Here is a 12046-nt window from a genome sequence, read left to right on the forward strand (position 1 = left end):
GCGTGGGAAAAGCGTCTGAACGAGGAGCAGAAGATGATCGTGGCCTTCAGTGTCAGCCCGTCCGCGGCCGAGGAGGACGGCGGGGTCAGCGAGGCGGTCGCCCGCGCGGTGAAAGTGGTCCGCGATTCCGGACTGCCCAACTCCACCAACGCGATGTTCACGAACATCGAGGGCTCGTGGGACGAGGTGATGGACGTCGTCAAGCGGGCCGTCGAGGCCGCGGGCGAGGGATCGTCACGGGTCGGGCTGGTGCTCAAGGCCGACATCCGGCCCGGCTACGAAGGCCAGCTGACCGCGAAGGTGGAGCGCGTCGAGAAGCACCTGAGCGACTGAGTCAGGGGAGTGGCGGGGTGAACGAGACCAGCCACAGCTTGTCCTTGACCGCGACGGCCACCGGATAGCCGAAGGAACGGCCGTCGCCGAGCTTCCCGCTGACGGTGGCCGAGGTCGGCGCGAGATCGTCCGGCGCGAATTTCACCGTGACGTCGTGGGCGCCGCGGCCGGCCAGCGTGTCGATATAGGACTTAGCGAAGTCGCCCGCCGACGCGGGCGGGTAGTCGATGAGTTCGGAGAGGGCCTCGACGTCGTGCTCGTTGAGTGCGGCGGTGAGGCCGTCCCGGAGCTGCCCGGGACTGGCGACGCCGGGGTCGGGCTGGTGGGCGATGAGGACCGTGATGACGCTCACCCAGACGATGGCGATGCTGATCGCGACGGCCACGGTGGCCGTCCTTCGGGTCGGAATGTCGATCACCCCCTCGTGGCGAGCCTGCCGGAACCCCGGCGTCCTGCCAAGCGGGCAGCCGGGGGCATGCGGTGAAACGCTCGGGGATGCGTGCCAGGATGGAACCCGTGACACACCCACGCGGATCAGCATCGAAGACGGCGGCCCTCTCCGCCGCGCTTTCCGGCGCGGTCGACCTTTCCGCGCTCAAGGCGCGTGCCGAGGCGCCCCAGAAACAGCCTCCTGCCCCACCTCGTCCGGCGGACGGTGCCGCCCCCGCCGCGGGTGGTGCCGTGATCGACGTCACCGAGGCGACCTTCCAGACGGAGGTCGTCGAGCGCTCCTTGCAGCAGCTGGTGGTCGTCGACCTGTGGGCCGAATGGTGCGGCCCCTGCAAGCAGCTCAGCCCGGTGCTGGAGCGCCTCGCCGCCGAGTCCGGTGGCGCCTGGGTGCTCGCGAAGGTGGACGTCGACGCCAACCCGCGTATCGCGCAGCTCTTCGGCGCGCAGTCGATCCCGACGGTCATCGCCATCGGCGGCGGCCAGCCGGTCGACGCGTTCTCGGGCGCCCTGCCGGAACCCGAGATCCGCAAGTGGCTCAGTTCGCTGCTCGACGCGCTGCGCGACCGGCTTCCCGGCATCAAGGCGGCCGAGCAGAACGGCGGCGGCGTCGAGGTGCCGGAGGACCCGCGCTTCACCGAGGCGGAGGAGGCCTTCGAACGCGGTGACTTCGCCGCGGCGCAGGCGGCCTACGAGCGCATCCTGGACGTCGAACCGGCGAACGAGGAGGCCAAGACCGCGCTCGCGCAGGTCAAGTTCACCGCCCGCGCCGAGGCCGCCGGCCCGGACGCGATCGCGAAGGCCGACGCCGACCCGGCCGACCTCGACGCCCAGCTCGCCGCCGCCGACCTCGAAGTCGCGGGGCAGCAGCCCGAGGCGGGCTTCGCGCGGCTGATCGCCGTCGTGCGGCGTACCGCGGGCGACGACCGCAACAAGGTGCGGGAGCACCTGGTGGCGCTGTTCGAACTGTTCGACTCGGCGGACGAGCGCGTCATGAAGGCGCGCCGGGATCTGGCGAGCGCGCTCTACTGAGGTTTCGCAACTCCCGAACGCCATGAAAGGTCCTTTCCTTGCAAAATTTGCAAGGAAAGGACCTTTCATGGCACTTCAGGGAGCGATGACCGAACCGTTCAGCCCGATCAGCCGTACTGGGTCGAGCACACCGACGAGCTCTCCAGATAACCCTTCCGCAGCGCTTCGAGCCGCTCGAAACCGTTGTCCACGCGCTTGCCGTTGACGTCGGCCGAGACCAGGCTCTCCGGGCTCAGCAGGTCCGAGATGGCCTCGTCGAGGTCACCGGCCGAAAGCCGCAGCGTCGCGCCGGGCACGGTGCTCGCCTTCGCCCACGCGCCGACCAGGCAGGCGGTGCGCAGTCCCGCGTTCGCGTTGTCGATCGACGCGCCGACACCCTTCTGGATGCCCATCGCGTACCGGGACGCGATTTCCGAGAACGCGGCGAAGTCGCCCTTACCCTCGCTGTGCCCGCTTTCCCATTCCGCCTGCTGGTCGACCGGCTGGGCGAGTTCCCGCAGCTTGGCCATGTCGATGCTGACGGTGTTGTTCGACGGGCAGTACGACGCGGGCGGGGTGCTGGGGCCGCCGGGGCAGCTGCCGTTGCCGTCCTCGGTGATCTCCGGGCCGGGCACACCCGCGCCCTTGAAGGCCTCGTCGAGGCTCTTCTTCAGGATCCCGATGATCTCGGCGTCGAGTTTCTCGTCGCCCTTGCCCTTGTCACCCTTGTCGAACGGGCGCTCGGTGATCCGCGCCTTGATGTTCTCCTCGTTCATCGCGGCGCATTCCTTCGGGCCCTTCTCGAACCCGACCTGGAACGCGTACGTGCGGTCGAACGCCGTGCCGTGCGCGCCCTGTTTGGTCGCGCTGGTACCCGCCTGGTCGCGGATCAGGAACAGCGACGCCATGACCTGGTTGAGGCCTTCGGACGTGGAGACCCGGTAGTACTTGCTCTTGTCCTCGGCGACCCAACGGAAGTAGCCGCCGGCGAAGCAGTCGGCCTGCTGTTCCTTGACGATCGACGGGGTGTTCTTCTTGATGCCCGCCTTCTCGGCGAGCCGGTACTGCACGGCGTGCCCGAGTTCGTGCGACAGCACGACGGCGCCCGCCATCTTCCCGAACCGCTCGCGCAGCATCGGCAGCAGCACGCCGCGGTCCCACGCCACCAGGTCACCCGGCGGACAGTAGAACGCGTTGACGAGCTTCTTGACGCTCCCGCATTCGGTCTCTTCGTCGTCGGTCTTCGCGCTGTAGGACAGCAGCGACTTCAGCGGCTCGTACGGCTGCCCGAAATCGCGCGGCATGACCTCGGTCCAGTAGGCCTGCGAGTCGGCGATCGCGGCGATGGCCAGCTGGTCGTCTTCGGAGCCGTCCTCGTTGCGGACCTGCAGGTCCGGCTTCGGCGCGTTCGGCTTGAGCCCGCTCTCGAAATGCGTGATCGGCAGGCCGGCGACGTCACCGGCTCCCGGCTGACTGCCTTGCTGACCGGTCGAGCTTCCCTTGTCGCTGCAAGCGCTCAGCCCGAGGGCCAGCACCGTCACGACCGCGATCAGAGCCGGGCGTTTGAAGCCCCGCGCTCCCCCTTGGATCATGTTCACTCGCTTGTCGTCAGGGCCCCGACCGGGCCGCGTACTCCGGCAAGCACGGACCCTACCCAGCGCTTATGGCCCGCGTGCAGGTAATCCCCGAAGTGGGTCTTGAGCGGGGCGGGGGCCCTGCCGATATGGTCGCTCCTCATGAGAGCAGTCCGCCGGTTCACCGTCCGCGCGAGCCTGCCGGAGTCGCTTTCCGGCCTCGGTGACCTCGCCACGAATCTGCGCTGGACCTGGCATCCGCCCACCCGCGACCTGTTCGCGTCGATGGACGCGGAACTGTTCAACCGCGTTCGCGACCCGTTGCGGATGCTCACCGCCCTCCCGCCCGCCCGGCTCGACGAACTCGCCGTGGACGACGCGTTCCTCGCCCACGCGCGCGAGGCGGTCGCCGATCTGGACCGCTATCTCGCCGAGCCGCGCTGGTATCAGAAGCAGGACGACCCCGATCTCCCGCCTGCCGTCGCGTACTTCTCGATGGAGTTCGGCGTCACCGAGGCGCTGCCGAACTACTCCGGCGGCCTCGGCGTGCTCGCCGGGGACCACCTCAAGGCGGCGTCGGACCTCGGCGTGCCGATGGTGGGCGTCGGGCTGCTCTACCGCGCCGGGTACTTCCGGCAGGCGCTGTCCCTCGACGGCTGGCAGGTCGAGCACTACCCGGTGATCGACCCCAACGCCTTCCCGCTGGAACTGCTGACCGACGGCGGCGAACCGGTGCTGGTCGACGTCGCGATGCCCGCCGGGCGCACGCTGCACGCGCAGATCTGGAAGGCCCGCGTCGGCCGGATCCCGCTGCTGCTGCTGGACACCGACACCGAGGCCAACGACGAAGACCTGCGCGCGGTCACCGACCGGCTGTACGGCGGCGACGCCGACCACCGCATCCGGCAGGAGATCCTGTCCGGGATCGGCGGCTTCCGCGCGGTGCGGCGCTACTGCGAGCTGACCGGGCATCCGCAGCCGAAGGTGTTCCACACCAACGAAGGCCACGCCGGATTCCTCGGGCTGGAGCGGGCCCGCGAGATCATCCAGGCCGACGGGCTGGCGTTCGACGAGGCGCTGCCCGCCGTCCGAGCCGGCACCGTGTTCACCACGCATACGCCGGTCAGCGCCGGGATCGACCGGTTCCCCGTCGACCTGGTCCAGCGGTATTTCACCGACGGCAGGCTGGTCCCGGACGTCGACCCGCGCCGCGTGCTCGCCCTCGGCGCGGAGGACAACCCCGGCCTGTTCAACATGGCGCATATGGGCTTGCGGCTGGCCCAGCGCGCGAACGGCGTCTCGGCCCTGCACGGCCGCGTCTCGCGGCGGATGTTCTCCCGGCTGTGGCCCGGGTTCGACTTCGACGAGGTGCCCGTCTCGTCGGTCACCAACGGCGTCCACGGGCCGACCTGGGTGGCCCGCGAGCTGAGCGCGCTGCTCGGGCGCGACCACGAGGAGCTGGGTCTCGACGGGGCACCGGGCAAGCCGCTGCGGGACGGCGTCACCGACGAACAGCTTTGGGCGCTGCGGCGGGAGCTGCGCGAGAAGCTGGTCGCCGAGGTGCGGCGCCGGGTGCGGGCCGCGTGGATGCAGCGTGGCGCGTCGGCGCTCGAACTCGGGTGGACCGACACGGTCTTCGACCCGGACGTGCTGACCGTCGGTTTCGCGCGGCGTGTGCCGACGTACAAGCGGCTCACGCTGATGCTGCGCGACCCGGACCGCCTGCGCGCGCTGCTGCTGGACGAGCGGCGCCCGATCCAGCTCGTGGTCGCGGGCAAATCGCATCCGGCCGACGAGGGCGGCAAGCAGCTGATCCAGCAGATCGTCCGGTTCGTCGACGATCCCGAGGTCCGCCGCCGCATCGTCTTCCTGCCGGACTACGACATGTCCATGGCGCGCTACCTCTACCGCGGCTGCGACGTCTGGCTGAACACGCCGGTGCGGCAGCTGGAGGCGTGCGGCACGTCGGGGATGAAGTCCGCGCTCAACGGCGGTCTCAACCTGTCCATCCGCGACGGCTGGTGGGACGAGTGCTACGACGGCAGCAACGGCTGGGCGATCCCGACCGCGGACGGCGTCACCGACCCGCTGCGCCGCGACGAACTGGAGGCCGCGGCGCTCTACGACCTGCTGGGCCACCAGATCGCGCCGCTGTTCTACGACCGCGGCGCCGACGGTGTGCCCGGCGGCTGGCTGTCGATGGTGTGGCACACGCTGGAGACCCTCGGACCGCGTGTGCAGGCTTCGCGGATGGTGCGGGAATACGTCGAATCGGGTTACCTGCCCGCCTCTCGGATGGTCGCCGAAGCCACGGGCGACGGCTACCGCGGCGCGTTGTCGCTGGCCGACTACCGGACCAAACTGGACGTTTCCTGGCCGCGGGTGCGGATCTTCGACACCGAACTGCTCGTCGAGGATTCCGCGCCGATGGTCACCGGCACCGAAGTGACCATCCGGGCGCGGATCGACCTCGCCGGCCTGGAACCGTCCGAAGTGGACGTCCAGGCCGTCGTCGGGAAGGTGGGTGACGGGGACGAATTGAGCGACCCCGTCGCAGTCCCGATGTCGGGCGACGGTATCGGCGCGTTCTCGGCGCGGCTGAAACTGCCGCATCCGGGCTCGATCGGCTACACCGTCCGCGTGCTGCCGAAACACCGTCTGCTGGCCACACCCGCGGAACTGGCCCGCGTCGTCCACGCTTAGGCCGGTACCGAACAAAAGAAACCTCCGATTCTCGATTTCCGCCGAACAATGCGGAACGGCCCGGTGAAATAGACTTTGCCGGGCCGATCGCGAATCGCGGAGGAATGGTGGCTTCGGCGAAGGAAACGAAAACATCGCGCAGGGCCAAGGACCGGCTGCACCATGTCCACGCCCGCGCCGGTATCCGGCAGGACGGCCTGCGTCGTGCGCTGGGGCCGGAACTGCGGGAAATCTGGGGGATCGCCGAGGACGCCGAGCCGGGCCGGGTGCGCGAGATCGTCCTGCTGCGGCTGAACCGCGTTCTCGAGCGGTTCGCCGACCCGCTCATGCCCGAGATCGTCTGGACCGCCTACAACCTCGGCGTCGATCCGGTGAACGGCGGGGCGGGCATGGTCGGCCGGATCCGGACGATGGTCGGCCGCGGGCGGGTCGCCGTCTCCGAGCGGACCTGCACCCGGCGGTTCTACGACTTCCTGGGGAGTGTCAAGAACAGCCTGGACGGCTTCCAGGAGGACCTCACCGGTGAGGACTTCAGGCTCGCTTCGCGATGGATCGCCGAGAACGTCCGTCCCGAGCGGGAGCGAAATCCGAGCGAGCCCGTGCCGTCGGTGATGCGGATGTTCCTCGACGGCACGGTATGCGGCCCGGCGGACGAGGCCGGCGCGCCGATCCCGGCCCGCCTCGGCGCGCACGGCGAGTGGCTCTGCGTCTTCACCGACGAACGGCTGCTGGCCGAGTACCGCGCGGTCACCGGCGCGGGCTGGGCCCGGATCCGGCACCGGACCGGCCGCGAGGTCGTGCTCGCCGCAGCCGGTCGCGACGCGGCGACGGGAGTGCTGGTCAACCCCAGGCCGACGCGCGGCGCCGGGATCCACGCCGCGCTCCCGCTCTCCCCGGACTCGATCGCGCGGCTCGCGGTCCGCCGCTAGGGAACGGCGGGCGTGCCGCCCTCCCGGATCGGCAGGCCGGCCGAACGCCAGGCGCGGAACCCGCCTTCGAGATCGGTCGCGCCCGGCAGGCCGAGCCGCTGCAGATCCGCGGCGGCGAGACTCGACGAATACCCCTCGTTGCACACGACGATCACCGTCGAATCCGGGTTCACCTGCGGCAGCCGCCACTCGCTGTCCGGCGCGAGCCGCCATTCGAGGTGGATCCGCTCGACGACCACCGAGTCCGGGATCTCACCCTCTTCGAGCCGGTTGACGTGCGGGCGGATGTCCACGATCAGGGCACCGTCGCGCTGCAGCCGCAGCGCCTGCTCCGGCGCCGTCCGGTCCAGTCCGGCCCGGGCGGTGGCCAGCAGCGTGTCGATGGCACTCATCGGCCCAGTATCGGGGCCAGCGAGGGGATCTCGGCGGGAACGTCGGCGAGCGTGGCGTATTCGCGGGTCGCGACCAGCGGCGGCGAGTAGGCGTGGACGCTGGCGGCGGGCTCGGTGCCGATACCGGTCACCTGGTGCGCGCGCCCCGCGCCGAAGCCGATGCCCTCGCCCGCGACGTGCGTGCGGCGCCGGACCGGGCCGCCGGGGTAGCGGTACTCCTCGCCGAGTTCGCCCTGCAGCACGGTGAACGAGCCGGACGCGCCGCCGTGGTCGTGCGGTTTGGTCTGCTGGCCGGGCAGCCAGGACAGCAGCCACAGTTCGACGCCGTCGGTCAGCGCGAGACGCGCCCACCAGCGGTGGTCGGCGTCGAAGCGCAGCAGGCCGCGCAGGCCCGACGTCAGTTCGGTGGCGACGGTGGAGGTCAGGTCGGCCAGTTCCCGCGGCGTCCACAGCAGACGGTCGGGGTGCAGCAGTTCCGGCAGCAGCGGGTCGACCAGCTGCGGATGGATCTCGAAGTCCTGGCGCGGGGTGATGGACGTGGTCACGGTGAGGCTCCTCGTGAGGGTTCGCGGGCTCGGAAAGCGGGGCCGAACGCGGCGCGACACGGGGTGCCGTCGGAAGAGCGGGGACTCAGCCGTGTCGCGCGGTGGTACACCCGCACGAGGCGACGAGGAGCAGGTCGATGGCCCGGCGGCGCCAGAAAGAGCCCCCGATGACGGGGAAGGCGGCGGACACGGACCTGATCACGCGCTCGATGCTGCCACAGCGGCCGCGTCCGGGTCGCGTCGTCCCACTCCCTGGACCAGCCGCTTTCCCCCGACCGGCGGCCCGGTGCACACACGCGCGCGAGTGCGGACACAATGGGCGCGTGAGCGAGCCGATCCAGCCCAGCGAACTTGACGACCTCGTGGTGAGGATGACCGGTGTCGGGGTCCGCCGAACAGGCAACGACCTCCTCGCCGACCTCGATTGGACCGTGGAACTGGACGAGCGCTGGGTGGTGCTCGGCCCGAACGGCGCGGGCAAGACCACCCTGCTCCGGCTGGCCGCGGCCGAACTCCACCCGACCTCGGGAACGGTCGACCTGCTCGGCGACCGGATCGGCAAGGTCAACATCTTCGAGCTGCGCCCGCGGATCGGGTTCACCTCGGCCGCGATCGCCCAGCGTGTGCCGGGTGAGGAGCGCGTCGTCGACGTCGTGGTGAGCGCCGGGTACGCCGTCGTCGGCCGCTGGCGTGAGGAATACGACAGCCTCGACACCGACCGCGCACTCGAGCTCCTGGGCGCGCTCGGCATCGCGCACCTGGCCGAGCGCACCTTCGGCACGCTGTCCGAGGGCGAGCGCAAGCGGACCCTGATCGCGCGAGCGCTGATGACCGATCCGGAGATGCTGCTGCTCGACGAGCCCGCCGCGGGGCTCGACCTCGGCGGCCGCGAGGACCTCGTCGCCCGGCTTTCGGAGCTCGCTCTCGACCCGGAGGCGCCCGCCATGGTGCTCGTCACCCATCACGTGGAAGAAATCCCCCCGGGGTTCACCCACGCGCTGCTGCTGCGCGATGGCCGCGCGGTCGCGTCCGGACTCGTGGACGACGTCGTGACCAGCGACAACCTGTCCAAGACGTTCGATCAGGACCTGCTGCTCGAACGGTCCGGTGATCGCTTCTTCGCCCGTCGCCGCTGACGGGTCGTACTGACCGGTAGCCTGCAATCTGTCTTGGACGGTTAAGGAGGACGGCGTGGGAGAGTTCGTAAGTCTCGAGGTCGAAGGCGGGGTCGGCACGATCCGGCTGGACCGCCCGCCGGTCAACGCGCTGAACAACCAGGTGCAGGCCGAGCTGGCCGAGGCGGCCCGTGAGGCCTCCGAGCGCGACGACGTGCGCGCCGTGATCCTCTACGGCGGCGAGAAGACCTTCGCGGGTGGCGCGGACATCAAGGAGATGGCCGAGCGCACGTACCCCGAGATCGCGAAGTTCGGCGCCGCGCTGACGGCGTCGCTGGCCACCATCGCGAACATCCCGAAGCCGGTCGTCGCGGCCATCACCGGCTACGCGCTGGGCGGCGGCCTCGAACTCGCGCTGACCGCCGACCGCCGCATCGCCGGCGACAACGTCAAGGTCGGGCAGCCCGAGATCCAGCTCGGCGTCATCCCCGGCGCCGGCGGCACGCAGCGCCTCGCGCGGCTCATCGGCCCGAGCAAGACCAAGGACCTCGTGTTCACCGGCCGGTTCGTGAAGGCCGAAGAGGCCCTCGCGCTGGGCATCCTCGACGAGGTCGTGGCGCCGGACGACGTCTACGCCGCCGCGCACAAGTGGGCCTCGCAGTTCGCGAACGGCCCGGCTGTCGCGCTTCGCGCCGCGAAGGCCGCCATCGACGGCGGTCTCGACACCGACCTCGCGAGCGGCCTCAAGCTCGAATCCCACCTCTTCGCCGCGCTCTGGGCGACCGAGGACCAGCGCAACGGCATGAAGTCGTTCATCGAAAACGGCCCCGGCAAGGCCACCTTCGAGGGGAAGTGACGCGATGACCCAGGTGAACGACCCGGCGCCGAATCCGCACGCCACCGCCGAAGAGGTCAAGGCCGCCTTCGGCGACCCCAAGCTCGCCAACGTGCTCTACCACGACTGGGAAGCCGGGACCTACGACGAGAAGTGGTCCATCTCCTACGACGAGCGCTGCATCTCCTACGCGACGGACGTGTTCAACGCCGTCGCCGGTGAAGACGGCCAGCCGTACCCGACCGCGATGGAACTGGGCAGCGGCACCGGTTTCTTCCTGCTGAACCTGATGCAGGGCGGGGTGATCAAGAAGGGTTCGGTCACCGACCTCTCGCCGGGCATGGTGCAGGTCGCGCTGCGCAACGCCGAGAACCTCGGCCTCGACGTCGACGGCCGGGTCGCCGACGCGGAGCGGATCCCCTACGAGGACAACAGTTTCGACCTCGTCGTCGGGCACGCGGTGCTGCACCACATCCCGGACGTCCGCGCGGCGTTCGCCGAGGTGCTGCGGGTGCTGAAGCCGGGCGGCCGGTTCGTCTTCGCGGGCGAGCCGACGAAGGTCGGCGACTTCTACGCGCGCAAACTCGGCCAGATCACGTGGTACCTCACCACCAACCTGACGAAGATCCCGGTGCTGAACGGCTGGCGCCGTCCGCAGGAGGAACTCGACGAGTCCTCCCGCGCGGCCGCGCTGGAGGCCGTGGTCGACATCCACACCTTCGACCCGTCCGAACTCGAGTCGATGGCGCGCGGTGCGGGCGCACAGGACGTCCGCGCGGTCACCGAGGAGTTCGCCGCGGCGCTGGCGGGCTGGCCGATCCGCACCTTCGAGGCCGCCGTGCCGCAGGAGAAGCTGACCCTGCGCTGGCGCCTGTTCGCGTACCGGCTGTGGCTGCGGCTGTCCGCATTGGACAAGAAGCTGCTCGCCAAGGTGCTGCCGCGCGAGCTGTTCTACAACGTGATGATCACCGGTACCAAGCGCTCGTAGGTTGCCGTACCACTTCACCCTCGACGACGTCGCCTTCCTGCGCTCCGGCGCGGGAAGCGCGGCGCTCGCCGAATGCTCGTCCCTGCCGCTGACCGACAAGACCCGCATCGCCGACGTCGCCGCCGTGCGCCGGATCGCCCCGGACCACGCGGCCGCGGTGCTGGAAACGGTGGTGCTGCGGCGGAAGTCGTCGGCCAAACTGGACTCCGCGGGTTCGTGGCTGTTCACCGGCGACGCCCTTCAGCAGGCCAGCGCCACACTCGTCGCCCGGCACCGGGCTTCGCGGCTCGCCGGCCGCGACGTCCACGACGTGACGTGTTCGGTCGGCGCGGACCTGGTCGAGATCGCCCGTGTCGCTGCGAAGGCGCTGGGTTCGGATCTGGACGAGGTCCGGCTGTCGATGGCGCGCCACAACGCCGCCGAGGCCGGGGTTTCGCCCGCGTTGCTCCGGGCCGACGCGCTGCGGCCGGTCAGCCGGTCTTCGGTCGTCGTCGCCGACCCGGCTCGTCGTGACTCCGCGGGGCGCCGGGCGTGGAAGCCCGCCGATTTCCTGCCACCGCTGGACGGTCTGGTCGAGGCGTATCCGGGCCGCGAACTCTCGGTGAAATGCGCGCCGGGGCTCGATTTCTCCATCGCACCCTGGGCGGACGAGGTCGAACTGGTCTCATTGGACGGTCAGGTCCGCGAGGCGTGCCTGTGGCGCGGCGTGGGGTCGACGGTGTCGCGCCGGGCGACCGTGTTGCGTTCGGACGGTGCACAGTGGACGGTCACCGACGCCGATCCCGACGAGATCCCCGTGCGCGAGCCGGGCGAATGGATCGTCGACCCCGACGGCGCCGTCGTCCGTGCCGGACTCGTGCGGCATTACGCGGCACGGCACGGTTTGTGGCAGCTCGACGAACGCATCGCGTACCTGACCGGCGACACTCCGCCGCCGGGAATCCGGGCGTTCCGGATGTTCGAGCACGGACCGTACAGCGAGAAGAATCTTCGTGTACTGCTGAAAAAACACGATATCGGTCGATTGGAAATCCTCGTCCGCGGTCTCGACATAGACCCGGATGCCTTGCGGCGCAAGCTGAAACCTCGCGGAGGTGAAGAAGCTACTTTGGTTCTGACCAGAATCGGTCGTTCTGGAGTAGCGTTCCTTTGCCGCGCACAGCTGACGTGAGGA

At 70.1% G+C, this 12046-nt stretch carries 12 protein-coding genes; 8 read left to right on the plus strand and 4 right to left on the minus strand.

The window, feature by feature from the left end; genetic code table 11:
• Positions 1-33 precede the first annotated feature (33 nt).
• Complete coding sequence (locus DMC64_RS19350) at positions 34-333, plus strand: thiamine-binding protein (protein WP_037341775.1); 300 nt, start codon at positions 34-36, stop codon at positions 331-333.
• Between the two features lies 1 nt (position 334).
• Here the strand turns inward: DMC64_RS19350 and DMC64_RS19355 are convergent, their stop codons facing one another.
• On the minus strand, positions 335-751 hold the full coding sequence (locus tag DMC64_RS19355) for a hypothetical protein (protein WP_037341777.1): 417 nt from the start codon (positions 749-751) through the stop codon (positions 335-337).
• 98 nt (positions 752-849) lie between these two features.
• Here DMC64_RS19355 and DMC64_RS19360 point away from each other — a divergent pair, with 98 nt between their 5' ends.
• Positions 850-1812: a tetratricopeptide repeat protein gene (locus DMC64_RS19360; RefSeq protein WP_125734637.1), complete on the plus strand. Its 963-nt coding sequence runs from the start codon at positions 850-852 to the stop codon at positions 1810-1812.
• Between the two features lie 107 nt (positions 1813-1919).
• Here the strand turns inward: DMC64_RS19360 and DMC64_RS19365 are convergent, their stop codons facing one another.
• The gene (locus DMC64_RS19365; RefSeq protein ID WP_037342550.1) at positions 1920-3383 is read right to left on the minus strand and encodes a neutral zinc metallopeptidase; all 1464 of its coding nucleotides are present in this window, start codon (positions 3381-3383) and stop codon (positions 1920-1922) included.
• 144 nt (positions 3384-3527) lie between these two features.
• Here DMC64_RS19365 and glgP point away from each other — a divergent pair, with 144 nt between their 5' ends.
• On the plus strand, positions 3528-6068 hold the full coding sequence (gene glgP, locus DMC64_RS19370) for an alpha-glucan family phosphorylase (RefSeq protein WP_037341779.1): 2541 nt from the start codon (positions 3528-3530) through the stop codon (positions 6066-6068).
• A 104-nt stretch (positions 6069-6172) separates the two neighbouring features.
• Positions 6173-6997, plus strand: a complete 825-nt coding sequence (locus tag DMC64_RS19375; RefSeq protein ID WP_037341782.1) for a hypothetical protein — start codon at positions 6173-6175, stop codon at positions 6995-6997.
• On the opposite strand, the gene DMC64_RS19380 is transcribed toward DMC64_RS19375, so the two are convergent.
• Positions 6994-7389, minus strand: a complete 396-nt coding sequence (locus tag DMC64_RS19380) for a rhodanese-like domain-containing protein (protein ID WP_125734638.1) — start codon at positions 7387-7389, stop codon at positions 6994-6996. The genes DMC64_RS19375 and DMC64_RS19380 overlap by 4 nt on opposite strands.
• Complete coding sequence (locus DMC64_RS19385) at positions 7386-7934, minus strand: cysteine dioxygenase family protein (RefSeq protein ID WP_037341786.1); 549 nt, start codon at positions 7932-7934, stop codon at positions 7386-7388. Before DMC64_RS19385 ends, DMC64_RS19380 begins: the two co-directional genes overlap by 4 nt.
• Before the next feature lie 323 nt (positions 7935-8257).
• Between DMC64_RS19385 and DMC64_RS19390 the strand changes: the two genes are divergently transcribed.
• The 4 genes from DMC64_RS19390 to DMC64_RS19405 are packed head-to-tail and all read left to right on the plus strand — an operon-like array spanning position 8258 to position 12043.
• Entirely contained in the window at positions 8258-9070 is an 813-nt protein-coding gene (locus DMC64_RS19390) for an ABC transporter ATP-binding protein (RefSeq protein ID WP_125734639.1), read from the plus strand.
• A gap of 55 nt (positions 9071-9125) precedes the next feature.
• On the plus strand, positions 9126-9905 hold the full coding sequence (locus tag DMC64_RS19395; RefSeq protein WP_005167845.1) for an enoyl-CoA hydratase/isomerase family protein: 780 nt from the start codon (positions 9126-9128) through the stop codon (positions 9903-9905).
• 4 nt (positions 9906-9909) lie between these two features.
• Complete coding sequence (locus DMC64_RS19400; RefSeq protein WP_125734640.1) at positions 9910-10872, plus strand: class I SAM-dependent methyltransferase; 963 nt, start codon at positions 9910-9912, stop codon at positions 10870-10872.
• Position 10873: 1 nt separating this feature from the next.
• Positions 10874-12043 carry a class I SAM-dependent methyltransferase gene (locus DMC64_RS19405; protein WP_125734641.1) on the plus strand — a complete coding sequence of 390 codons (1170 nt, stop codon included), beginning with the start codon at positions 10874-10876 and terminating at the stop codon, positions 12041-12043.
• The last annotated feature ends 3 nt before the right edge of the window (positions 12044-12046 follow it).

This window comes from Amycolatopsis sp. WAC 04197 (genome assembly GCF_003947475.1).
GTDB classification, from domain to species: Bacteria; Actinomycetota; Actinomycetes; order Mycobacteriales; family Pseudonocardiaceae; genus Amycolatopsis; species Amycolatopsis japonica.